General features: G+C 36.9%; 21 protein-coding genes and 1 pseudogene. 18 read left to right on the top strand and 4 right to left on the bottom strand.

Features of this window, described 5'->3' with window-relative positions; all coding sequences use genetic code 11:
- A pseudogene (locus tag CP367_RS05710) lies at window positions 1–118 on the top strand (RNA-guided endonuclease TnpB family protein); the annotation flags it as partial.
- Between the two features lie 159 nt (window positions 119–277).
- Window positions 278–1,120: a helix-turn-helix domain-containing protein gene (locus CP367_RS05705; protein ID WP_255404445.1), complete on the top strand. Its 843-nt coding sequence runs from the start codon at window positions 278–280 to the stop codon at window positions 1,118–1,120.
- Window positions 1,121–1,838: 718 nt separating this feature from the next.
- Here CP367_RS05705 and thiD read toward each other — a convergent pair.
- A complete protein-coding gene (gene thiD / locus CP367_RS05690; RefSeq protein WP_005720042.1) occupies window positions 1,839–2,654 on the bottom strand; it encodes a bifunctional hydroxymethylpyrimidine kinase/phosphomethylpyrimidine kinase in 816 nt (271 codons plus the stop codon).
- A 124-nt stretch (window positions 2,655–2,778) separates the two neighbouring features.
- On the opposite strand from thiD, the gene glpK reads away from it, so the two are divergent.
- From glpK to CP367_RS05625, 13 genes are all read left to right on the top strand, one after another.
- Window positions 2,779–4,278 carry a glycerol kinase GlpK gene (glpK, locus tag CP367_RS05685; RefSeq protein WP_023487729.1) on the top strand — a complete coding sequence of 500 codons (1,500 nt, stop codon included), beginning with the start codon at window positions 2,779–2,781 and terminating at the stop codon, window positions 4,276–4,278.
- A gap of 55 nt (window positions 4,279–4,333) precedes the next feature.
- Window positions 4,334–5,107, top strand: a complete 774-nt coding sequence (locus tag CP367_RS05680; protein ID WP_005723724.1) for a tyrosine-protein phosphatase — start codon at window positions 4,334–4,336, stop codon at window positions 5,105–5,107.
- 7 nt (window positions 5,108–5,114) lie between these two features.
- Window positions 5,115–6,065: a LacI family DNA-binding transcriptional regulator gene (locus CP367_RS05675; protein ID WP_089146008.1), complete on the top strand. Its 951-nt coding sequence runs from the start codon at window positions 5,115–5,117 to the stop codon at window positions 6,063–6,065.
- Window positions 6,066–6,208: 143 nt separating this feature from the next.
- Window positions 6,209–7,387 carry an acetate/propionate family kinase gene (locus CP367_RS05670; RefSeq protein WP_089146009.1) on the top strand — a complete coding sequence of 393 codons (1,179 nt, stop codon included), beginning with the start codon at window positions 6,209–6,211 and terminating at the stop codon, window positions 7,385–7,387.
- Complete coding sequence (locus tag CP367_RS05665; RefSeq protein ID WP_005720047.1) at window positions 7,388–7,816, top strand: PAS domain-containing protein; 429 nt, start codon at window positions 7,388–7,390, stop codon at window positions 7,814–7,816.
- A 112-nt stretch (window positions 7,817–7,928) separates the two neighbouring features.
- Window positions 7,929–9,590, top strand: a complete 1,662-nt coding sequence (locus tag CP367_RS05660; RefSeq protein ID WP_089146010.1) for an alpha-glucosidase — start codon at window positions 7,929–7,931, stop codon at window positions 9,588–9,590.
- Between the two features lie 3 nt (window positions 9,591–9,593).
- A complete protein-coding gene (locus CP367_RS05655) occupies window positions 9,594–11,315 on the top strand; it encodes a glycoside hydrolase family 13 protein (RefSeq protein WP_013086994.1) in 1,722 nt (573 codons plus the stop codon).
- A gap of 171 nt (window positions 11,316–11,486) precedes the next feature.
- Window positions 11,487–13,751: a glycoside hydrolase family 65 protein gene (locus tag CP367_RS05650; RefSeq protein ID WP_013086993.1), complete on the top strand. Its 2,265-nt coding sequence runs from the start codon at window positions 11,487–11,489 to the stop codon at window positions 13,749–13,751.
- Window positions 13,744–14,406 carry a beta-phosphoglucomutase gene (gene pgmB / locus CP367_RS05645; protein ID WP_005720051.1) on the top strand — a complete coding sequence of 221 codons (663 nt, stop codon included), beginning with the start codon at window positions 13,744–13,746 and terminating at the stop codon, window positions 14,404–14,406. The genes CP367_RS05650 and pgmB overlap by 8 nt, the downstream gene beginning before the upstream one ends.
- Before the next feature lie 21 nt (window positions 14,407–14,427).
- The gene (locus CP367_RS05640; protein WP_089146011.1) at window positions 14,428–15,534 is read left to right on the top strand and encodes an ABC transporter ATP-binding protein; all 1,107 of its coding nucleotides are present in this window, start codon (window positions 14,428–14,430) and stop codon (window positions 15,532–15,534) included.
- Window positions 15,535–15,648: 114 nt separating this feature from the next.
- A complete protein-coding gene (locus CP367_RS05635; RefSeq protein WP_005720053.1) occupies window positions 15,649–16,875 on the top strand; it encodes an extracellular solute-binding protein in 1,227 nt (408 codons plus the stop codon).
- A 74-nt stretch (window positions 16,876–16,949) separates the two neighbouring features.
- Window positions 16,950–18,308, top strand: a complete 1,359-nt coding sequence (locus CP367_RS05630; RefSeq protein ID WP_089146012.1) for a carbohydrate ABC transporter permease — start codon at window positions 16,950–16,952, stop codon at window positions 18,306–18,308.
- A gap of 2 nt (window positions 18,309–18,310) precedes the next feature.
- The gene (locus tag CP367_RS05625; protein ID WP_005720055.1) at window positions 18,311–19,168 is read left to right on the top strand and encodes a sugar ABC transporter permease; all 858 of its coding nucleotides are present in this window, start codon (window positions 18,311–18,313) and stop codon (window positions 19,166–19,168) included.
- A 185-nt stretch (window positions 19,169–19,353) separates the two neighbouring features.
- Here CP367_RS05625 and CP367_RS05620 read toward each other — a convergent pair whose 3' ends face one another.
- Window positions 19,354–20,181 carry an AraC family transcriptional regulator gene (locus CP367_RS05620; RefSeq protein ID WP_089146013.1) on the bottom strand — a complete coding sequence of 276 codons (828 nt, stop codon included), beginning with the start codon at window positions 20,179–20,181 and terminating at the stop codon, window positions 19,354–19,356.
- Window positions 20,182–20,209: 28 nt separating this feature from the next.
- Window positions 20,210–21,049 (bottom strand): AraC family transcriptional regulator, encoded by an 840-nt coding sequence (locus CP367_RS05615; protein WP_089146014.1) that lies wholly within the window; start codon window positions 21,047–21,049, stop codon window positions 20,210–20,212.
- Between the two features lie 284 nt (window positions 21,050–21,333).
- Here CP367_RS05615 and CP367_RS05610 point away from each other — a divergent pair, with 284 nt between their 5' ends.
- From CP367_RS05610 to CP367_RS05595, 3 genes are all read left to right on the top strand, one after another.
- The gene (locus CP367_RS05610) at window positions 21,334–22,953 is read left to right on the top strand and encodes an alpha-glucosidase (RefSeq protein ID WP_089146015.1); all 1,620 of its coding nucleotides are present in this window, start codon (window positions 21,334–21,336) and stop codon (window positions 22,951–22,953) included.
- 27 nt (window positions 22,954–22,980) lie between these two features.
- Window positions 22,981–24,198: an extracellular solute-binding protein gene (locus CP367_RS05605; protein WP_089146016.1), complete on the top strand. Its 1,218-nt coding sequence runs from the start codon at window positions 22,981–22,983 to the stop codon at window positions 24,196–24,198.
- Window positions 24,199–24,837: 639 nt separating this feature from the next.
- Window positions 24,838–25,341, top strand: a complete 504-nt coding sequence (locus CP367_RS05595) for an O-acetyl-ADP-ribose deacetylase (protein WP_089146018.1) — start codon at window positions 24,838–24,840, stop codon at window positions 25,339–25,341.
- A gap of 36 nt (window positions 25,342–25,377) precedes the next feature.
- Here the strand turns inward: CP367_RS05595 and CP367_RS05590 are convergent, their stop codons facing one another.
- The gene (locus CP367_RS05590) at window positions 25,378–25,695 is read right to left on the bottom strand and encodes a hypothetical protein (RefSeq protein ID WP_232779174.1); all 318 of its coding nucleotides are present in this window, start codon (window positions 25,693–25,695) and stop codon (window positions 25,378–25,380) included.
- Window positions 25,696–25,725: the final 30 nt, after the last annotated feature.

Here is a 25,725-nt window from a genome sequence, read left to right as displayed (position 1 = left end):
GTTTGTCTGTTATAATCCTAACTGTCCTAATTACAATAAAAAGGTTGATCGCGATGAAAATGCCATGGCCAACCTAACGCTGCTAGTAAAGCATCCAGAGTTAAATCGAGCCTTATAAGATAATTGCGGGCGAGGCTACGTCCGAAAAAATGCCAAAAGAGATAGTCAATGCGATTACTTCTAAATTGAAATATCGGAATACTAGCGTAGACGTTGGTAAGAGAAATGGAAAGCACGAATAGTCCAAAATGTATGAAAATAAAACATAGTCATACATTTGCTTACATTTTTTATAGCAGAAGCACTACGCAAAGAAAGAATAAAATTAGGACTAACACAGGATCAAATGTGTGCTGGGATCCTTAGTCGTCCTTTTTACGCAAGGATTGAAAGTGGCAAAAATCGCATAAATGCGGAGAGCTTATTTAAAATATTGCTTGAGCATCAAGTTGATCTAGTAGAGTTTTGTGATCTTATTCAAGATGATTATACGTCAGAAGAACGAAAAGTTGAGAAGCAATTTGAATTTAAAATGAATCTAGCAGTTAGTGCAAAAGATACTGAAGCTTTGGATAAGTATTGTCAGCAGATAATGAATTCATCTAATAATGAGGTTTTGAAGTTGCGAGCATTAATTACTTCGGCATATTTTAAGGGTGAAACTGACAAGATTGATGTAGAAATCAGGACGAAGATAAAAGCTGAGTTTGATGGAGGGAATAATTGGCTTGAGCGACCAGACCTACTGCGATTATTGGCTAATACGATGCCGATGTGGCCACAAGATGAATTGGACTTTTTAATTGGGCGCTTGCTTGATTTTGCAAAAAAATCTGAGCTTTCAGAGTTAACGACTGAAAGATATATAAGATTGCTAGAAAATTATCTGGTGGTTTGTTACGACAGAAAGGTTCATAAGAAAACTACACATTTTGATCATATTGATGACGCGATGGAATATATTATTGATGCTACTGAGTCGTTTCATTTGATGATTTATAGAATTGAAGTGTTTTATATGAAAGCATTATTTTTGGATCAAATGGACAAAGCAAAAGAGATTAGACAGGATCTTGGTGTATTAGGCTATAAAAACTTTATTGCTAGTTGGCCTGAGTAATAATTTGTAACAAATATGATACAAAGTCAATCGCAGGAGAACTTACATGATTTAAAATAATAGTTGAAGACTTAGATGGAAGGAAAAATTTAAGTTAATGCAAGTCGACGTTGCTTCAATTGTAACTGCAGTAGTAATCTTAATTGCTGTTGTAATAATTATTATGAAAAAAGAAAGCAAAATATCTGGAATAGCAATTATTGCTGTTGGTGTGGTATTTCTAATAGATTCATGCTTTCTTAGATATAAACCAGTTATGCAACTAGTAGTATTATCGATCTTTTTTATTATGCTTGGTATATTTTGGATCATTAAGAGCTATAAGAAATAAGTAAATCCAAAAATTAATGGAAATCGAATATATGATTTAGAAGAAACAAGGTAAAATAAATTGCGTGAATCATTACTAAGTCCCAAACTTTATCAAGCTCTAAAATACATTTTAGCTGTAACACTGATAATAATCTTAATCTTGCCATTACCAGCAATTAATCAGAAAAAGATCAATTACTGGCTGGTAGGATCATATTGTCTAGTCCTGGGCGACTGGCTAGCTACTTGGATGCAACATCATCATATTCATTGGGTTATTAGCATAATCATGGGATACGTAATAGCGTTCATTATTTGTGTAATACTGTATCTCTACACAGCAATGATTTAATTGAAAACAGACATAAAAACACCGAAGTTCAAAATCTGAGCTTCGGTATTTTTTCTATCTATTTTCTTCCTGTGCAGCCAAGTGATTGATCGGACCCCATTTTGAACCAACATCAATTGGGTGAGAAATTGCAGCGTAAGTAAAGTCCTTACCAATTTTTATAGCATCAATTACAGACTTTCCCTTAGCTAATTCTGCCGCAATAACTGCGGAGAGAGTATCACCTGTGCCATTCACGCGATCAGTCTTAAAGAAAGGCTTGGTAAATTCGTGAAATGCGCCATCTTCAGTCAACAAAATATCAGTTACTTCAGTCTGATTATCTGAGTCATGACGTCCCTTCATCAAGACATTTTTAGCACCCATCTCTTGTAGTTTTTTAGCGCCTGCGTGAATTTCTTCCTTATTATTTAGCTTCAAGCCAGTTAGCTTTTGTTGTTCATAAAAGTTAGGCGTAATTACATCGGCTAGCGGCAATAATCTGTCTAAGAAGGTCTGGTAGGCATCATCGTCAAGTAGGGTGGCACCGTGCTTAGTGATGATGACGGGATCAAGCACGATTTTACCCATGTCGTATTTTTCAAGATTATCGGCAACGCAATCGATAATTTCCTTGTTAGCCAGCATCCCTGTCTTAGTCGCATTAATCTTGAAGTCGTCGTTTAACACATCGAATTGCTTTTGGATAAAATCAAGCGGCATAATTTGTTGGGCAAAAATTCCTTTTGTATTACCAGCTACAGCCGCGGTCATCAGCCCCATGCCATAAACGCCCCGTGCATAGAATGAATGCAAATCTGCTGGCATTCCTGCACTACCATCACTATCGTTACCCGCAATTGTTACCGCAATTTTTTGATTTTTTTCCATTAAAATGCCCTCCTTAAAAAATCCTTATAAAAATTATACCGTATCTATTACATTAACTGCTAGAATCTGCATTAGAAAAACAGTAATATTATAAGAAAGCGCTTTTGCAGAAAAGAGAATAACTATGACAGAAAAATATATTTTAGCAATCGATGAAGGAACCACCTCTACTAGAGCAATTATTTTTGACCATGATGGACGTGAAGTTGCTTCTGCCCAAAAAGAATTTCACCAATATTTTCCAGAGCCTGGCTGGGTTGAACATGACGCTAATAAAATCTGGATGGCGGTCCAAACGACAATTGCCAATGCTTTTATTAATTCGGGCATTTGGCCTAATCAAATTGCCGCAATTGGCATTACCAACCAACGTGAAACGACCGTTGTTTGGGACAAGGATACAGGTGAGCCAATTTATCATGCAATCGTTTGGCAGTCACGGCAGACAACAGAATTAGCTGAAAAATTAAAAAAAGAAGGCTATAGTGATGAAATTCGTCAAAAAACAGGCTTAATTATTGACCCATACTTCAGTGCAACTAAGATTCGCTGGATTCTTGATCATGTACCTGGCGCGCAAGAAAAAGCTGAACAGGGAAAGTTGCTTTTTGGTACGATTGATAGTTGGCTAGTTTGGAAGTTAACTGATGGTGCTAAACACGTGACTGATTACACTAATGCTTCACGGACCATGCTGTTTAATATTCACACGCTCAAGTGGGATGACGATATTTTGCATTTGCTCAATATTCCTAAGCAAATGTTGCCTGAGGTGCGCTCGAATTCAGAGATTTATGGTGAAACAGCGTCATATATGTTCTTTGGTGGACAAGTGCCAATTGCTGGGATGGCCGGTGACCAACAGGCAGCCTTATTTGGTCAATTAGCTTTGAAACCAGGAATGGTGAAAAACACATATGGCACCGGTGCCTTTATTGTGATGAACACAGGGGACAAGCCAACAGACTCTAACAATAATCTGTTAACGACCATTGGTTATGGCATTAATGGTAAGATTACTTATGCTTTAGAAGGATCAATCTTTGTGGCTGGTAGTGCAATTCAATGGCTACGCGATTCGATGAAGTTGATTAAGCATGCGCCAGACTCTGAACAAGCAGCGCTTGAGTCGACATCAGAGAACGAGGTTTACGTTGTCCCTGCCTTCACTGGGTTAGGCGCACCATATTGGGATGCGGAGACTCGTGGTTCAATCTTCGGTGTTACACGTGGAACTACTGACAAGGATATAATTAAAGCAACTTTGCAGTCATTAGCTTATCAAACCCGTGACGTTGTTGATACGATGCAACAAGATTCAGGCATTGAAATTCCTGCTTTACGTGTTGATGGCGGTGCTAGCAACAACAATTACCTGATGCAGTTTCAGGCTGACATTTTAGGGATTGAAATTGAACGCGCTAAAACGCTGGAAACAACCAGCATGGGTGCAGCCTTTTTAGCTGGCCTTGCCGTTGGCTATTGGAAAAATATTGACGAGTTAAAGCATACCTTTACGATTGGACAGGCCTTTGAGCCGAAAATGAGTGCAGTTGAACGTGAAAAACTTTATTCAGGTTGGCAAAGAGCAATTCGTGCTGCTCGGTTATTTGCACATGACTGATAATGATATAATAAAAGTACGGTATTAACACTTTAATGAGGAAAGGCAAGGAAAAATGAAGCATGATCGAATATTAGCTTTGGATGGACCGCTGAATTTCAGAGACATCGGCGGCTACCAAAATGACAAGGGTCAACATGTAAAGTGGAACAAAATATATCGTTCTGATTCACTTAGCTCCTTGTCGAAGGAAGATCAAGAAAAGTTAGTTGAACGCCGAATTACCGTAGATGTTGATTTACGCTCTAAGTATGAACAAAATTCAGCGCCTGACAAGCTTTGGTCAAATGTCCGTTTTGTTGATGCACATATTTATTCTGAAAACCGCAAGCAAAATAAAGGCGATAACAAGTTATATCGCTTTGTCCATCATATTCCTGATATGGGTGACAATTGGCTTGGTCAAATTTACCAACAGGTTTTGCTTAATTCACATAGCCAACATGAATTTGCTAAAATTTTTGCGGAATTGATTGAATTACCTGAAGAAGATGCGCTAGTTTATCATTGTAGTGCAGGCAAAGATAGAACTGGAATGACTTCAGCACTGATCTTAACTGCATTAGGTGTTGATGATGACACCATTTCGCGTGATTATTTATTGACCAATGAATTGTATGACTTTGCTTTGGCTAAACAGTTCCCCGATGATAATGAAATTGCTAGCCTAGTTTCTAAAATGAACATTACCAAGGGAGAGGGACCGGCTATTCGTGGAATTACGGAAACTATTCGCCAAGGCTGGGGCAGTTTTGATGGATTTTTCAAAAAAGAGCTTGGCTTTAGCCAAAAAGATTTAAACCGATTCAGAAAGATGTACTTAGAATAGGAATAATATGACTACTTTATCAGATGTTGCTAAAGAAGCAAATGTATCAAAAATGACGGTATCACGAGTGATTAATCATCCTGAGCAAGTAACGCCAGAATTAAGAGCAATGGTAGAAAAAGCAATGGAGAAACTAAACTACCATCCCAATTCAATTGCACAGGCTTTAGTTAATAATCGGACTAACGTGGTAAAATTCGTCACTTTAGAAGATATTGATACCACTGAGCCATACTATATGAACTTGCTTTTTGGTTTTGCTCGTGGTTTAAATACTAAGCAGTATGCGATGCAATTAGTTACGGATCCTAATCAAATTGAAAAGGAACATGCAGATGGCTATTTAATTACCGGGGCGCGAAACAAAGATTATGAATTATTTGATAAACTCGATAAGCCTTTTGTTTTATTTGGTGAAAATCACCGCGGCTATGACTTTGTTGATTCTGATAATCAGTTAGCAGAGAAGATGGCTACTCAATATGCTTTAGACCGGTTATATAAGCACATTATCTTTATTGGAATTGATTTAAAAGAGCCATTTGAATATTCACGTGAAGCTGGTTATATCAACACTTTGCAACAACACCAGTTGATGCCACAAATTTTTCGGGTTTCTAATCATAGTCATGCTGCGCAAGATGTGATTCATGAACATTTTAAGGAATTTAAAAAAGATACTTGTTTCGTCTGTGCCAGTGATCGAATTGCAGTGGGTGTTGTACGGCAATTGCAAGATGAAGGCGCTCGAATTCCGGAAGACTTTGGAGTTATTGGTTTTGATGGTGTCTTTTTAGATCAAGTTTCTAATCCAAAGCTAACGACAATTAAACAACCAATTTTTGAAATGGGTGAAATGTTAGCTAAAATGCTACTGCAAAAGATTGCCCAATCAGGTTCACCTCAAGGTGAAGTAATGCTTAAACCTAAGCTAATTCGGCGCCAATCAACTAGATAAATCGAAAAAATAACGAGCACGTCTGATATCTCAGAGGTGCTTTTTTACTGCCTTTAAAATTGTTTCCTATTATGAGTGAAAGCGCTATACTGGAAACAAGAGGCAATTTATTGAGAGATAAAATATGAATAGAGGTCACGATTATGAAAAAAGTTTTGGCAATAAATTCTGGTAGTTCATCATTTAAATATAAGCTTTTTTCATTTCCAGACGAAAAAGTTATTGCTTCAGGGATGGCTGATCGTGTAGGAATGGACAATGCTGTTTTTAAAATAAAGTTGAACGACGACAAAGAATATATTAAAAATACTTCGATTCCAGACCAGGAAGCAGCTGTTAGCTTATTAATTGAAAATTTAAAGAAGTTTCACGTATTAAAAAGTCTGGATGAACTAGCAGGCGTAGGTCATAGAGTAGTTAATGGGGGCGAAGTTTTTAGGGAGTCTGCCTTAATTGATGAAAAAAAGCTTCAACAAATTTTTGACTTGGGTGAATTAGCACCATTGCATAATGTGCCAGAAGCCATGGGAATTAAGGCATTTATGAAGATTATCCCGGATGTGCCACAAGTAGCAGTGTTTGATACTTCATATCATACTAGTCTTGATCAAGTTAATTATCTTTATCCAATTCCTTATAAGTATTATGAGAAATATGGGATCAGAAAATATGGTGCACATGGTATTTCAGTAAGCTACGTAGCTCCACGTACTGCTCGACTAATGGGAAGAAACTTATATACGCTTAAGTTGATTGTTTGCCATTTAGGTTCTGGTGCATCAGTTACAGCGGTTAAAAACGGCAAATCACTTGATACTTCAATGGGCTTTAGTCCATTAACTGGGGTAGCAATGGGAACACGTAGTGGTGATTTTGACCCATCTGCTCTTGAGTATATTATGCAAAAGACCAGTATGACAGTAGAAGAAGCGGTAGACATGTTAAATCATAAGTCAGGGATGCTTGGCGTATCAGGTGTTTCCTCTGATATGCGTGATCTGTTGGCAAGTAAGAAAAAGCATGCTAGATTAGCAAGAAAGATTTTCGTAAATCGTGTCGTACGTTATGTTGGTGCATATGCAGCAGAGATGGATGGTATTGATGGCATTGTATTTACAGCAGGTATTGGCGAACATGATCCAGGTGTTCGTGCAGGTGTAATGTCGGCACTCCACTACCTTGGCTTAGAGCCAGACTATAAGGCAAATCGAACAGATGGTGAAAAATTTATTTCTAAGCCTGATTCAAAAGTAAAAGCATTGATTGTACCAACCAACGAAGAATTGATGATTGCCCGTGAAGTTATAAGGTTAGCAAAGTAAATGACAGATAAAATCGAATTAATAGGCGGCAGTTTAAGTGTCGAACAGTTAAATGCTATCTTTGAGACTATTCCTCAGGAAATGGATGTCTTAGATGAAAATGACGTGGTTGTTTGGTCATCGATGAATAAACATCGTTTGTTTAAGCGAACTGAAAAAGATATCGGCAAAACTGTCTTTGAAGTTCATCCCGGTCACAGTCAAGGTCATGTTAAGGCAGTTTTAAAGCAGATGCACGAAGGCAAACGTGGTAAATTGTCGATTATGATTCATAAAGATGGGATTCCGGTGAACATTGCCTTTTATAGTTTGCATAATGATCAAGGAAAATATCTTGGCTGTATTGAGGTAACGCAGCCAGTGGCTGATTTGCAGGAGAAAGGCAGCAAGTGGCGGAATGTTTGGAACATGATATTTAAAAAGAAGTAAGCAAAGAGCACAATTCAAATTTGAGTTGTGCTTTTTTGATACCGCTAACAATAAATATGATGTTGAAAACGGTTTCTCATTTCCCTTAAACTATGCGTGGAGGAAATTAATTATGGCACATTGGTACGATCACGCAATTATATATCAAATTTATCCTAAGTCTTTTCAAGATAGCAATGGCGATGGCGTTGGTGACCTTAATGGTATTCGCAAACGCATCCCTTATTTGAAAAATTTAGGAGTTAACGCCGTCTGGCTTAATCCTGTGTTTGTTTCACCACAGGTGGACAATGGCTACGACGTTTCAAACTACTTCGCAATCGATCCTCATATGGGGACCATGGAAGATATGGAAAACTTAATCAAGGATTTGCATAAGGCAGGGATCCACCTCATCATGGATTTTGTCTTGAATCATACATCTGATCAACATCCTTGGTTCCAAGATGCCATCAAGAACCCCGATAGCCTTTATCGAGACTACTATATTTTCGCTGGTCATGATGGCAAGCGACCTAATAACTGGGGTTCATTCTTTGGTGGCAGTGTATGGGAGCCAGATCCAGCAGGCACAGGTCAATCTTACTTTCACTTGTTTGATAAACAGATGCCTGATTTGAATTGGAAAAATCCCGAAGTTCGGCATGCTATGTTGGAAGTGGCAGAGTATTGGCTGAAAAAAGGGATTGATGGTTTGCGTTTAGACGCTTTTATCCATATTGGCAAGGCAGATTTGCGACAAAATTATCCAACTGGAGATGGGGACGTGAACAAGCCAATTGTTGCGGAACCATTTTTCGCTAACTTACCACAGGTGCAGGAATGGATGCGGCCTTTCTGTGAGCAGATTAAGCAGGATTATCCAGATACGCTTTTATTAGGTGAAGCTGCAAGTGCTAGTGTCAATCTAGCTGTTGATTACACGACTAAGCGTAATCACCTAATGGATAGTGTAATTACTTTCCGGTACTTTACCGATGATGATTCTAATTGTGATCAGCGTTTTTCAAAGCAATATCAGCCTAAAAAGTTAGACTTGACGGCCTTTAAACAAAATCAAGTGGTTTGGCAACAAACATTAGCAGGCGTATCGCAGCCTACTCTTTATTGGAATAATCATGATATGGCCCGTTTGGCTACACGCGTAGCTAGAACACAGACTCAGGCTAAGAGCTTGGCGATGTTGATGTATTTGCAACGCGGAATTCCAGTAATTTATTACGGTGAAGAATTAGGGTTAAAGAATCTACATTTCACTAGTGCAGATCAATTCGAAGATCAAACTGTAGCGCCATGGTTAAAGGATGCAGAAAAAGTTTTGAGCAAAGATGCGGCCTTAGCTATGGTTAGTGAAACACATAAATTGCCGGCCCGTGGTCCAATGCCGTGGGATGCAACTGAGAACCATGGTTTTAGTGAAGTTAAACCATGGATAACAGGTATTAAACAGGATGATGCTTGCGTAGCTAACGAGATTAACGATACCACCAGCATGTTTAATTTTTACAAAGAACTGCTGGAACTCAAAAAAGAAGCCTTATTCCAGACTGGAACGTATTATATGATTTCAACGGATAAGAATAGCTATGTTTATCAACGTGATTTACATGATGAAAGTGCCATTGTAGCTGTTTCATTGAGTGATCAAAAGACAACTGTTGAAATACCAGCCGGTTATACTGTTGCAACACTAAAAGCGGGAGAATATCAATTAACTAATGAAAAATTAACTTTGATGCCTTATGCAGGTGTTGTGTTGAAAAAGGAGAATTAATATATGCAATTAGCAGCTTTAAGACACCGAACTGAAAGTGAAGATAGTTTTGTAGTTGATCCAAGTCATGTTCGCGTGCGTTTTCACAGTGCTAAAAATGACGTTAAAAAAGTAATTGTTCACTACTGCGATAATTATTTGCCACTTGAACAGGCTAAAACATGTGAGATGGAAAAAATTGGCGTAGGGCAGTGTGAAGATCATTGGGGCATTACGCTTGAAGCACCATATCATCGCTTGAAGTATACCTTTGAAGTAATTGGCAGTGATGGCACTAGTGTAGTTGTCGGTGATCGTGCAATTAGCGGTGATGTAGACAAGGCCATTATGGAAGATGGTTCTTATTTCAAAGTGCCATATTGCCATGAAATTGATATGGTGAAAACGCCAGAATGGGTTAAACATACTGTTTGGTACCAAATCTTTCCAGAACGTTTTGCAAACGGTGATAAGTCTAATGATCCCCAAGGGGTTAAAGCGTGGAATCCGGAGGATCATCCTGGCCGCGAAGACTTCTATGGTGGTGACCTGCAAGGCGTGCTTGACCATCTAGATTACTTGAAGAAACTAGGTGTTAATGGCCTTTATTTCTGTCCTATTTTTAAAGCCAGTTCTAACCATAAATATGATACGATTGACTATTTGCAAGTTGATCCGGCATTCGGCGACAAGGATTTATTTGCGAAAGTTGTTAATGAAGCTCATGCCCGCGGAATGAAGGTCATGCTGGACGCGGTTTTCAACCACCTGGGTGATCAATCAATGCAATGGCAAGATGTTGTTAAAAATGGTCCAAGTTCTCGTTTTGCTAGTTGGTTCCACATTAATGAATATCCAGTTGAACCTTACCGCGATCCATTAAAGGGTGAGGGTAGTCCTAAGTTCGATACTTTTGCCTTTGAAAAGCATATGCCAAAGCTGAACACAGCTAATCCAGAAGTACAGGATTTCTTGTTAGAGATTGCTACTTACTGGGTAAAATACTTTGATATTGATGCTTGGCGGCTAGATGTGGCTAACGAAGTTGATCACCACTTCTGGAAGAAATTCCACAAGGCCGTTACTGATATCAAGTCAGACTTTTATATTGTAGGTGAAGTTTGGCACTCAGCTCAGCCATGGCTTAACGGTGATGAGTTTACTGGCGTAATGAATTATCCATATACATTGCAGATTGAAGATCACTTTTTCAAGCATAAGCTGTCAGCACAAGAATTAACTAGTCGTTTGACCGACCAGTTGATGAAATACCGGGATGCTACCAATGCAGCCATGATGAACATGCTTGATTCACACGATACAGCCCGAATTTTGACAGTAGCTAATGGAGACCAAGATTTGGCTTTACAAGCCTTAGCTTTTGAATTTATGCAAAAGGGTAGTCCATGCATTTATTATGGAACTGAAATGGGTATGACTGGTGGCAACGATCCTGATTGTCGTAAACCAATGGATTGGGCAAAAGAAGACGGCCCGGTTTGGCAACGAGTTCATCAATTGATTGACTTTCGTTTGCAACATGATGAAACTTTCGGTAAAGGTCGAATTAAGTTACACGTAACAGAGAATGGGTTAATTGAGGTCGATCGTGAGGGGAATGAAAGCATTAAAGCATACTTTAACACGACCGATCATCCAGTAGAGATCAATTGTGAGAACACGTTTAGTCAAGATTATGAGAATAATCAATTGGCACCAAAAGGCTTTGTAGTGAGTGTTCATTAAAAGTTACTTTTAATAAGCAAAAAAAGAAGGCAGATTAAGATCTACCTTCTTTTTCTATTAACTAATCCTGATAACGGTAACAGCAGATTTAATATTGTAAACCGCTTTCAACTAAAGGATAATGAAAGCGTAAACAAGAGAGAACCTCGAATATTACGGGAGATAGAATATATGAAACGAATTTTTGAAATTGATCCTTGGAAGGTCGTTACCCATAAGTTCGAACCAAAAGATAAAAGATTGCAAGAAAGTATGACTGCAATCGGCAACGATTACATGGGTATGAGAGGAAACTTTGAAGAAGGCTATTCAGGTGACAGCTTACAAGGTACTTACCTTGCTGGTGTTTGGTTCCCTGATAAGACGCGTGTTGGTTGGTGGAAGAACGGATATCCAAAGTACTTTGGTAAGGTTCCTAACTCACCAAGTTTCATCAACATGGGAATTACGATTAATGGTGAAAAACTTGACTTAGCTAAAGTTAAGTTTAGTGATTTCTACTTAGCACTTGATATGCACCAAGGTCTTCTGACTAGAAGTTTTACTTATGAAGGTAAGGATACTAAGGTTAAATTCGAATTCGAAAGGTTTTTACATATTACCTTAAAAGAAGCAGCTTTAATTAAAGTTAAGGCTACCGTTTTAAGTGGTAAAGCTAAGATCGACTTTGATGCAGCACTTGATGGAACTGTTGTTAACGAAGACAGTAACTACGATGCAAAATTCTGGATGCCTTTAGGTGAAAATGCTGAAGCAAGAACTATTAAGGTTGAAACTAAGGCTAACCCATACAAGGTTCCACAATTTACAGTCCTCCTTAAGCAAAGTCTTCGTCATAATGGTGAAGTAGTTAAGGGTGATGTTTCAACTGAAGCAGCCCAACTTCATGAAAAGCTTTCAGTTGAGTTAAATGAAGGCGAAAGCTACGATCTTGAAAAAGATGTTATTGTTGTTACTAGTCGTGACGTCAAACCAGATGATCAAGATGCTAAGGCAGCTGAATTGATGACCAAGCTTCAAGCTAAGAGTTTTGAAGAAAACTTAGCTGATCATGAAGCCGTTTGGCAAAAGCGCTGGGACAAATCAGATGTTGTAATTGCTGGTGATGATGCTGCTCAACAAGGTATCCGCTTTAACATTTGTCAATTATTCATGACTTATTACGGTGAAGATGAACGTCTTAACGTTGGTCCTAAAGGTTTTACCGGTGAAAAATACGGTGGTGCTACTTACTGGGATACTGAAGCCTACATTGTTCCAATGTACTTATGTGTTACTGATCCTAGTGTTACTCGGGCACTTTTACAATACCGTCACGATCAATTGCCAGGCGCATACCATAACGCTAAAGAACAAGGCTTACCAGGTGCATTGTTCCCAATGGTTACCTTCAACGGGATTGAATGTCACAATGAATGGGAAATCACCTTTGAAGAAATTCACAGAAATGCGGACATTCCTCACGCAATCGCTATGTACACTGATTACACTGGCGACGACAGCTACGTTAAGAACGAAGGTATGGACGTTTTAGTTGGTACCGCAAGATTCTGGGCAGCTAGAGTTCACTGGTCAAAGTGGCGTAACAAGTACGTAATGCACGGTGTAACGGGTCCTAATGAATACGAAAACAACGTAAACAACAACTGGTTCACCAACACCATGGCAAGATGGCTTCTCAAATACACTTTGGAACGTTTGCCACTTGCTACTAAGGAAGCTCAAGAAAGAGTTCGCGTAACTGACGAAGAAAAGGCTAAATGGCAAGACATCGTAGATAACATGTACTTACCAGAAGACAAGGAACGAGGCATTTTCTTACAACAAGATGACTTCCTAGACAAGGATATTCGTCCAGTTAGCGAAATCGAAGATCAACGTCCAATTAACCAACACTGGTCATGGGACAAGATCTTGAGATCACCATTCATCAAGCAAGCCGATGTTTTACAAGGTATCTACTTCTTGAACGATGAATACACTGTGGAACAAAAGGAAAAGAACTTCGACTTCTACGAACCATTAACAGTTCACGAAAGTTCACTTTCACCATGTATTCACTCAATCTTAGCTGCTGAACTTGGCAAGCAAAAGAAGGCTGTTGAGCTTTACCAAAGAACTGCTCGTCTTGACCTTGATAACTACAACAACGACACCGTTGATGGTTTGCACATCACTTCAATGAGTGGTTCATGGCTTACAATTGTTCAAGGTTTCGCAGGCATGCGTTACGATCACAACCAATTGAAGTTTAACCCATTTGTTCCTGAAGGTTGGGATCACTACAGCTTCAAGATCAACTACCGTGGTCGCTTGATCGAAGTTTATGTTGATCATGAAGGAACTAAGCTTACTTTGCTTAAGGGTGAAGATATTGATGTATTAGTTCACGATAAGAAAGTTACTCTTAAAGAAGGTGAAACTACAAATGCTTAAAGGATTGTTATTCGATTTAGATGGTGTTTTAACTAACTCAGCTAAGTTTCACCTTACAGCTTGGAACAATTTAGCTAAGGAATTAGGCATCACCTTGACAGATGCTCAACTTGATAGCTTGCGTGGTATTTCAAGAATGGATTCACTTAACCTGATCTTGAAGTACGGTGGTCAAGAAGACAAATACACTGAAGCAGAAAAAGAAAAGTTCGCAGCTGAAAAGAACGCTAAATTTGTTGAACAAGTTGAAACTATGACACCAAAGGATATCTTGCCTGGTATTCCTGAATTGTTAGCAGATGCTAAGAAGCAAAACTTAAAGATGGTAATTGCTTCTGCTTCAAAGAATGCACCAAAGATTTTAACTAGATTAGGTATTATGGATGAATTTGATGGCATTGTTGATCCAGCAACACTTCATCATGGTAAGCCAGATCCTGAAATTTACATCAAAGCGCAAGAAATTGCAGGGTTAAAGGCTGATGAAGTAATCAGTTTTGAAGATGCCAAAGCTGGGGTCGAAGCAATCAAGGCTGCAGGTCAATTTGCCGTAGGAATTGGTGATAAGGAGCTTTTGAAAGAAGCTGATTACATCGTTCCAACAACTGCTGAGTTGAAATTGAGTGAAATTGAAAAAGTTTTTAATGAAAAATAATTAAAGAGAGTAGGGGAAACAATGGTTGAGGTTGATTTAAACCATATTTACAAAAAATATGCAGGTAACGACAGATATTCTGTTAACGACTTTGACTTACATATCAAGGATAAGGAATTCATCGTTTTCGTTGGTCCATCTGGCTGTGGTAAGTCAACTACTTTGAGAATGGTTGCTGGTTTGGAAGACATCAGTAAGGGTACTTTGGAAATCGATCATAAAGTAATGAATGATGTTGCTCCAAAGGATAGACACATCGCGATGGTTTTCCAGAACTACGCTTTGTATCCACACATGACCATTTATGACAACATGGCCTTCGGTTTAAAGTTGCGTCACACGCCTAAAGATGAAATTGATCAAAAGGTTAAAAAAGCAGCTAAGATGTTAGGCCTTGAAGAGTACTTGGATAAGAAGCCAGGTGCTTTGTCCGGTGGTCAAAGACAGCGTGTTGCATTAGGACGGGCAATCGTTCGTGCGGCACCTATCTTCTTGATGGATGAACCTTTATCAAACTTGGATGCTAAATTGCGTGTGGTAATGCGTACTGAAATTGCTAAGCTTCACCAAGACTTGGGTACTACAACTATTTATGTTACCCACGATCAGACTGAAGCGATGACTTTGGCTGATAGAGTTGTTGTAATGTCTGTTGGTAGAGTTGAACAAATCGGCTCACCACTTGAAGTTTACAACAAGCCAGTTAACATGTTCGTTGCCGGATTTATTGGTTCCCCACAAATGAATTTCTTCAATGTTCACTACAAGGACGGTCGAATTTCTGATGGCAAAGGCTTGAATATTGGTATTCCTGAAGGTAAGGCAAAACTGCTGGAAGAAAAGGGCTACAACGATAAAGACTTGGTCTTCGGTATTCGTCCAGAAGATATTCACTCAGAAGAAGCATTTATGGAAACATGGCCAGATTCAGTAATTGGATCAAAGGTTGTTGTTTCAGAGCTTCTAGGTGCAACTATTCAGCTTCACCAAGAAGTTGATGGTACTGAATTTACTGCTATTGTAAATTCACGTGATTATCACAAGCCAGGTGACAAGGTTAAGATGGGCTTTGATGTTAACAAAGCTCACTTCTTTGATAAAGATTCCACCAAGGCGATTGTTAACTAATCTGGTACTGAAAACGCAGTACAGATAATTATTAATTAAGCTTACAACCATATGTAGCAGAAGCTACTGTTGTTAAGAATTGTTTATTGTTTTAATTTTTAGGAGGAAAAAGTCATGAAGATTTGGAAGAAAATGGCTTTAGGTAGTACTGCTGTTCTTGCTGCATTATCATTAGCAGCATGTTCAAACGGCTCAAGTAATTCATCATCAAGTAGCAGTAATTCAAACAAGAAGGCTAACTTGACTCTGTGGGTGGATACTGAACAAGTTCCTTACTACAAGCAAATTGCTAAGGACTTTACTAAGAAGAACAAGAATATTAAGGTTCGTGTAGTTCAAAGTCCTAACGGTTCAGCTAACGCTAAGACAGACGTTGGTAAGGACCCATCAAAGGCTGCTGATGTCTTTGAAGTTCCTAACGATCAATTAGGTCAAATGGCTGAAGCTGGTTACATTAACCCACTTTCACCATCAGCAACTAAGGATATCCAAGACAACTATGTCGATGTTGCTTCAAAGGGTGTAACTTGGAAGGGCAAGGTTTACGCATTCCCATACGCACAACAAGCTCAAACCATTTACTACAACAAGTCTAAGTTATCAGCTAACGACGTTAAGGACTGGAAGACTTTAACTTCAAAGGGTGTTGTAGCTACCGACTTTACTAACGCTTACGTAATGTGGCCAGTAATGTTCTCAGCAGGTACTACACTTTACGGTAAGAATGGTGAAGACCTTAAGGGCTCAACTTTCAACTCACAAAACGGTGTTAATGCTTTGAAGTGGTACGCAGCTCAAAAGAAGAACAAGGGCGTAATGCAAACTTCAAACGCTTTGAACCAATTGAAGAAGGGTAACGCACAAGCTATTTTGGACGGTCCTTGGAACGCTGCTAATATCAAGAAGATCTTGGGTAAGAACTTCGCAGTTGCTAAGTATCCTAAGATTGAAGTTGGTGGTAAGAGCGTACAAATGGAAGCATTCCTTGGTATTGAAGGCTTCGCAGTTAATGCTAACACCAAGAATGCTAAGGCTGCTTCAGATTTAGCTGCTTACATTACTAACAAGAAGTCACAATTAATTGCTCATAAGAACGCTGGTCAAATTCCAGTATTGAAGAGCGCTGTCAACTCAAGTGCTGTTAAGAGTGACCCGGTTGCTGAAGCTGTAATCGAAATGGCTAAGCCAGGTAACTCAGTATTGCAACCTAAGCTTCCACAAATGGCCGCATTCTGGAATGGTGCAGCTCCACTTATCAGTGGTACTTACGACGGCAAGATTAAGCCAGCACAATACAAGCCACAACTTGCTAAGCTCGCTAAGAACATTGAAAAGAAATAATTTGCTAAAAGCATAAGCAAGGGTTGGGCTAAATAAAAATTGTCCAGCCTTTTTGCCTAAGAAGGGGAGAAGTTATGTTTCTAAAGAAAAAGCATGTAGCTCCTAAAGCAACATATCGCGAGGTTTGGTCAAAAGGTGACATTGCTACCAAGTTATCATTCTTCTTAATGGGTAGTAACGCCTTGGCAAACAAACAATGGGTAAAAGGTATTTCATTCTTACTTTCAGAAATTATCTTTATTGTTTGGTTTATCCTCAGTGGTATCCCTACTTTAAATTCATTAGCTACATTAGGTACTATTAAAACCAAAAAAGTTGTTTATGATGCCGCACAAGGCGTTTATGTAACCAAGCAACCATCAAACTCAGTTTTGATTTTGTTATTCGGTGTATTGGCCTTGATCTTATGTGTAGCAATCATTTATCTATACATTGTCAACTTACGCTCAACTAGACATAATTATATTTTGAAGCGTGATGGGGACCATATTCCAACTAACGTTGAAGAACTTAAGAGTTTGCTTGATACTCGGTTACACGCAACCTTGATGGTTATTCCATTATTGGGTATCTTGTTCTTTACGATTTTGCCAACGATCTTCATGATTTCAATGGCCTTTACCAACTATGATCGTCAACACCCAATCGCTTTCTCGTGGACAGGTTTCCAAGCATTTGGAAATGTTTTGAGTGGTGACTTAGCTGGTACTTTCTTCCCAGTCTTAGGCTGGACTTTGATCTGGGCTGTAGCAGCTACTGCTACGACTTTCTTCTTTGGTGTTTTGCTTGCCTTATTGATTGAATCAAAAGGTATTAAGTACAAGGCATTCTGGAGAACTGTCTTCGTAATTATTTGGGCTGTCCCACAATTCGTATCATTATTGATGATGGCTCAATTCTTGGACTACCAAGGTGCTTTAAACAACATCTTGATGAACTTGCACTGGATTAGTTCGCCAATTCACTTTATTGACAACCAAGCTTCTCCATTAGTTGCAAGAATTACCGTTATTCTTGTTAACATGTGGATCGGTATACCAGTTTCTATGTTGGTTTCAACAGCGATTATTCAAAACTTGCCACAAGATCAAATTGAAGCTGCTAAGATTGATGGTGCTAATGCTGCACAAATTTTCCGTTCAATCACTTTTCCACAAATTTTATTTGTGATGGCACCTTCACTTATCCAACAATTTATTGGTAACATCAACAACTTCAATGTTATCTTCTTGCTGACAGGTGGTGCACCAATGAACAGTAAGTATAATGGTGCCGGATCGACTGACTTGCTAGTAACGTGGTTATATAACTTGACCTTCGGTCAGGAACAGCGTTATAACGCCAGTGCCGTATTGGGTATCTTAATTTTCATTATTAGTGCAACTGTTTCACTGATTGCATATCGTCGTACTAATGCATTTAAGGAGGGCTAGACATGAAGTCATATTCAAATCAAAGACGGCTCTCATTAATCTTTCGGTATATCCTATTAATTGTTTTAGCGATTCTATGGATTTTACCGATTGTCTGGATCGTCTTAGCAAGTTTTTCATTCAATGATACTGGATTCGTTTCGACCTTCTGGCCGGAAAAATTCACATTGCAAAACTATATTGGGATTTTTACTAATCCACAATATCCATTTGGTAACTGGATCATTAATACTTTAGTTATTTCATTGCTTTCAATGGTAATTTCAACTTTCTTAACTATTTCAGTTGCTTACGTTTTATCACGACTTCGCTTTGCATTCAGAAAACCATTCTTACAAATTGCATTGGTTTTAGGGATGTTTCCAGGCTTCATGTCAATGATTGCTTTGTACTATATCTTGAAGGGTCTTAACATGTTAAACCTCTTCGGGTTGTTATTGGTTTACGTTGGTGGTGCCGGCTTAGGCTTCTACGTTGCTAAGGGATTCTTTGATACTATTCCTCGGTCAATCGACGAAGCTGCCGAAATCGACGGTGCTACTAAGTGGCAAGTATTCTTACATATTGGTTTGCCACTTTCAAAGCCAATGATTGTTTATACTGCTTTGACTGCCTTCATCGCTCCATGGACAGACTTCATTTTCTCAGGTATTATTCTTTCAACTTCAGGAAATGCTAAGACTTATACAGTTGCTTATGGTTTGTATAACATGGTGCACACAGCTAAAGGTAACGCGACTGCATACTTCGCTCAATTCGTTGCAGGGTGTGTAATCATCGCTATCCCTATTACTATCTTGTTCGTCTTCATGCAGAAGTTCTACGTTAACGGAATTACTGCTGGTGCCGATAAGGGTTAATGAAAAATTTGCTTATGCTAAAAGCGTCTTGCTCGAAAGGGCGAGACGCTTTTTTGATACGGATAAGAATTATTCTTCTAGAATGATAAGTTTCAGTAGTAGATATCCATTATTTTGTGGTAGAAAGTAGAGTTACATACTGACAATAAAATTAGTTGCAGTAAGTTTAATCATCATATTTTCTTTTATTTCATACTTTTTTGATATGCTTTAGGACTCATTTTTGTACTTCTTTTAAAGGATCTTGAAAAATTAAACTGATTTGAGAATCCTAGTTCTTCGGCAATCTGACCTATAGATATATTGGTATTACATAATTTCTTCTTAGCTTCGTTTATTCTTAATTCTTTTATAAAGGCCCTAGGAGAAAGACCAATTTTATTAAGAAATAGAGTATATAAATAACTTCGAGATATTTTTAAATGGTTACATATCGTATTAATGGAACATTCCTTTTTGGTGAAGTTTTGTTCAATATAATTAACAGCTAAATTAAATTTCAACTTATAATCTCTATTGTGATTTTCAGATGTATCAGCATATTCAGTAATCAAAAAATAAAATAATAGATATGATAGCGATTCAATCATTGCCTCGTTACTTAAAGAAGAGGGTTGATTTAAAAGAGAAAATAATTTTTGATACGTATCCCCAGTCTCACTTTTCGTAATATCATGGAGATACTTTTTAGAAAAGATTATAGAATTAGATATCATTGTATAAATTTTGATCCCTGAAAAAGCTATCCAATTATATGACCAGGGATTTTTCAAATCAGCTTGATAAAAGTAAGGAGATTTTCTTGGTAACAAAAATAAATCTCCAGTTGATAACATATATGCTTGGTGGTTACTGACAGAAAGTGTACCTTTTCCAGATTTTATATAGCATAAAATGAAAGATGAAGATTCTTGTTCAGTATAAAAGGAATTTGAGTTACAATTTCTTTTCCCAAAAGATTGAATTCTACATTCAGTACTTGGAACATTGATATAATTATATGAATAATTCATTTATAATCCTTTCCTAAATATTTTTAATTTAATTCATGTGTGAACTTTCTCGATAATAAATAGGGCTGAGTCCAGTATATCGTTTAAAGGCTTTAGAGAAAGTATACTCGTCAGTATATCCAACTTCCTTAGCTATCTCTTTTACTAATTTTGAAGTAGACGAAATAGCTACTTTCGCTTTTTCCATCCTTAGTCTCAGAAGATAGTTCGTTGGTGTAATACCAGTATTTTCTAAAAACATTTTATTCAAATAACTTCGAGAGATATTATTTTCTTTACTAAATTTCGTAATTGAAAAATTATTTTTCGAAATGTTTTGCTTTAGTTCATTTAATAAGGAATTAAAGTGAAATTTCTGTCCAACTTTTTTTGAATATAATTTATTTGGAAATTCAGAAGTTAAATTAGAAAAGAATCTATATACTAAGGCTTCCGTTAATACATCGTTTTCTGGTGTGCTTTTTTTATGAATAAAATTAAATAGATTTAAAAAGCTATGTAGAGTTTTTGATCTGCTCACATTTCGCAAATAATTTCTTTTTGAAAATTGTGAACCAAGATAAAAAGATTGAATCTGAATACCTGAAAAGCCTATCCATTGATAAATCCATGGATTTTTAGAATCCGCCTTATAAAAACAAGGAATATTTCTAGGCAAAATAAACATATCCCCCTTTTTTAAAGACACAAAATGATTATTAGCGGATAAAAAAATACCTTTTCCAGATTTAATATAATGTATTACATACTCATCTCTAATATTATTGCCCTTAAATGCATAATTAGGTTCACATCTCTGCAAGCCAAAAAATGAAATATTTGCTTCCGAACTTAAACTATTTTTTGCTTGAAATTCTCCCCATTTCATATTTTCGCCTTTCTTGTATGCGCTAACAATATACCCAGCATTAATATTATATCATAATGCTAATCTTAAATTTAACATCTAAAATTATATCATCATGCTTTTTTTACCAGATACAATTACTAGATTTACTAAGAAAGTGGGATTGGTGATGTCATTTTGTGTTTCAACATTATGATAGAAAAAAGGATTATTGCTCCATTTAAAAATATTATTACTAGAGCATAATAAGCTATAGATAATGAATCCGCTTACCAGTAGGAATCTGTTAGAAGGGACTAACAATTATGAAACATTGGTGGAAAAATGCAGTAATATATCAAATTTATCCTAAATCATTTCAGGACAGTAATGGAGATGGTATCGGAGATTTGCGGGGAATTATTCAACGATTACCATATTTAAAAAAACTAGGAATTGATGCAATTTGGTTAAGCCCAGTTTATAAATCACCTGAAATAGATAATGGATATGATATTTCAGATTATGAAGATATTGATCCATCTTTTGGAACCCTGAACGATATGGATGAACTGATTAAGCAGGCTCAACAGCTAGGGATCCGAATTGTTATGGATTTAGTAGTCAATCACACATCGGATCAACATCCGTGGTTTATTGAATCTAAAAAAAATAGAGATAGTCCATACCGAAATTTTTATATTTGGCGTGACCCAGTAAATGGTCATGAGCCTAATAATCTCCAGTCTGGCTTTTTAGGATCTGCTTGGAAATATGATAAAAATAGTGGACAGTATTATTTTCATTTATGGTCTCCAGAGCAACCTGATTTAAATTGGTCAAATCCCCAAGTTAGAGAAAAAATTTATAAGATGATTAACTTCTGGATTAATAGGGGAATCAGCGGTTTTAGAATGGATGCAATAGAATTAATCGGAAAGGATCCAGATAAAAAAATAATAGCTAATGGTCCAAAATTACATGACTATTTGAAGGAGATGAATAAATATACTTTTAGTAAAAAAGATATTTTAACAGTAGGAGAAACGTGGCAAACAAATCCAAAAATCATTGAAAAATATACGGATCCTAAGAACAAAGAATTTTCAATGGTGTTTCAATTTTCAGGTCAAGGAATAGATACGATACCTGGAAAAGAAAAATGGGATTATAAATCAGTTACCCCTCAAGAATTAAAAAAAGTTTTTACTGACTGGCAAGTAGGATATAATTTTGAACACATGTGGCTGGGTTTAGTTTTAGAAAATCATGACTTACCTAGAGTTATCTCAAGATGGGGAAATGATAATAATTTACGCATACCATGCGCAAAAATGTTTGCTATTGTTACACACATGATGAAGGGTACACCCTTTATTTATCAAGGTGAGGAAATTGGTATGACTAATTTTCACTTTAAATCTATTTCGGAAGTAAGAGATATTGAAAGTAAGAACATGTACAAAGAGAGGCTTTCTAAAGGATATTCAAAGGCTGAAGTTATTGCCGAGATAAATGCTAAAAGTAGAGACAATGCCAGAACTCCTATGCAATGGAACACAAAAAGAAACGCTGGATTTACTACAGGTACACCTTGGATAAATATAAATCTAAACTATAAAAGTATTAACGTTGATGCTTGCCTAAAAGATCCTTTGTCCATTTTTAATACTTATAAACGTTTAATTCAATTACGGCATGATAACGAAAATATAATGGAAGGCTCATTTAGAATATATGAAAATCAAAATCAAAATGTACTTTCATATATTCGGCAATCAGCAGATAAAAAGTGGTTAATTGTTGCGAATTTATCTTCAGTTGAACAAAACTTTTCATCTGGTTACAAAACGAAAAAAGTTTTGTTGACCAATTACCGTCCAAGAAAAAGTATGGAGAAAATAAGATTGAAGCCTTATGAGGCTTTTGTGGTAAGTGTATGTTAGATGATTTATTGAATGGGGGATTTAAAAATGAAATTATGGAAGAAAATTGGTTTATGTAGTATATCTTTTTTTGTAGCACTAAGCCTAAGCGCTTGTGGCAATCACCAAAAGACTAGTAATAACAGTTCTGACACAAAAGTGATTACTTTATGGGTTGATAGCAACAGAGTACAATTTTATAAAACTATGGTAAAAGGATTTCAAAAAAGATATCCTAAAATCAAAGTTAGAGTAACAATGAGTCCGGATGGTTCTGCAGGTTCAATGAGAGATGTAGGAAAAGATCCATCAAAAGCCGCGGATGTATTTCAAGTACCACATGATCAGTTAGGACAACTTGCAGATGAAGGGTATATAAACCCGCTTGGACCTAAAGAAGTTAATAATATCAAAAATAAAGACACCTTAGTAGGTTATCAAGCAGTAAATTGGAAAGGAAAAGAATGGGGCTATCCATTTGGATTGCAAGCCGCAGCAATTTATTATAATAAAAAGAAGTTAAATCAATCTGATTTAAAAAAATGGGAGACATTAACACAACATGGAGTAGTAGGTATGGATTTTACAAACTCATACTATTCATGGCCAATTTTCTTTTCAGCCGGAACAAAATTGTTTGGAAATAACGGTCAAGAACTTAATGGTTCCACTTTTGCGAGTTCAAAAGGGGTAAATGCTTTAAAATGGATTCAAGAACAAGGTAAGAATAAAGGCGTAATGCAAACTAAGAATTTTGTACACGTTATGAAAAATACTAGTGCTTCTGCAATCGTTGATGGTCCTTGGGATTATCAGAATTTACGTAAAGTTTTAGGTAAAGATCTAGGAGTTGCGCCTATGCCAAGTACAAAAGTCGGTGGTAAAGAAGTACCAATGCGTGTATTTTTAGGGATTCAATGTCTAGCCATCAATTCAGCATCTAAGCATCAAAAAGAAGATCAATTACTAGCCAGCTACTTATCAAATAAAGAATCTCAAACAACTGTATGGAAAAATTCTGGAGAGATCCCTATTAATAAAGAAGCTTTAAAGAATAAAGAAATTACAAATAGTGATGAGGCAAAAGCTTTGGATATAATGGCTAGACCAGATAGATCAGTAGTTATGCCTAAGATGCCTCAAATGTCAATATTTTGGGATAATGCTTCACCGCTAACTAGTGGTGTATTTGATGGCAAAGTAAAATCAAATGAATTCATGGCGAAATTAGTACGATTACAAAAAATGATAGAAAAAAAGATTTAATTAAGAATATAGTTTTGTATTAAAAAAGAGATTAGATATTGTTCTGCAATGTTATTAAACTAAGGCATTGACAGAAATCCGACATTTTTTGGAACTGAATCCTTTGGATTCGGTTCTTTTTTCTAATTGAAAAATTTTGAAATAAATGACTATTGGTTAAAAAAGATTTGGAGAAAAATATGTAATAAATTCTACAATACTAATTGTGATCAGAACTTGTCTGTGCTTGTACTAGTAACAAAAGTAAATTTAGAATTGAATAGACGACAAACGGCGTATAAACAATACCTATTGTTGGATATTTGATCCAAGTGAAAATCGTAATGAGTAATAATATGATGTTTAACCACATTGAAATTTTGTCCAAATTGGAAAATAGAATAAAAATTCCACTTCCTAAAATACCAATGAAGTAGAGTATGAGTAATAAATCATTTAGATTTAGTTCGTTTAGGTGAATATTAGGCATAATTAAGTTGATTAAGGCAAATATTGTCAGAATAAGAGAAAAGAAGAATAGACTAATTCTAAATGCTTTTTGCATAACAAACCTCACTTTTTAGTTTTAAATGAGCGAGCGCTTTCGTGTTAAAATGAAACTGATAAGAAACATTATAGAGTTTCTCAGGGATACGAAAAATGACTAAAATCAAAATTATTCAAGGCGATATTACTAAAATGAAGGCCGATGCCATCGTCAATGCTGCTAACAATTCTCTTCTTGGAGGCGGCGGAGTTGATGGCGCTATTCATACGGCAGCCGGTCCACACTTACAAGAAGAATGCATGACTTTACATGGTTGTCATACTGGGGATGCCGAAATAACGCAAGGCTATAATTTGCCAGCCAAACATGTGATTCATACGGTAGGCCCGGTTTATTCTGGCAACAAAAGCGATACGGATTTGCTTAAGTCATGCTATCAAAAGTCACTTGATTTAGCTAAAAAGGCTAATTTACATAGTATTATTTTTCCAGCAATCTCAACCGGAGCCTTTGGCTTTCCAGCTCAAAGGGCAGCGCAGATAGCCTACAATACAATTACTACTTGGCAGACGGCAAATAAAGATTACCCATTAGAAGTATCACTGTGTGCTTATGATAATAAGATGTATCAATTATATAAGAAAATCGCAGCGTAAAAAAGGCGTTTAGTTGTAAAAACTAAACGCTTTTTGTTAACGAATATTTTTCTTATATCTACGCCAATTAATAATCCCGTAGATTTCCATTGCTATTATGCATACAAAAATCAGGAAGAAAATCAAACCACGGTAGGAAACAAGAAAACTTGGTAGCCATACCTGAACATCAATCCAAATTAGCATGAATAAACCTATAATTGGTGCAAATTTAGGATCTGCTTTTAGATCACCAAAATAAATCACTGCAAACACAATCAATAAGCCTAAATAAGACCAAGTTCTGACTGGTGATCTATTAGTTAGAAAGATATTTGCATGAACTGCGACTAATCCGATTGCAATGTAAATCACAGAAAATGTAATCCGCTAACCTTTACTCCA

Origin of the sequence: Lactobacillus sp. UMNPBX16 (assembly GCF_002553775.1) — a bacterium.
Taxonomy (GTDB): domain Bacteria; phylum Bacillota; class Bacilli; order Lactobacillales; family Lactobacillaceae; genus Lactobacillus; species Lactobacillus crispatus.
This window is presented reverse-complemented; position numbering and strand designations above follow the sequence as displayed.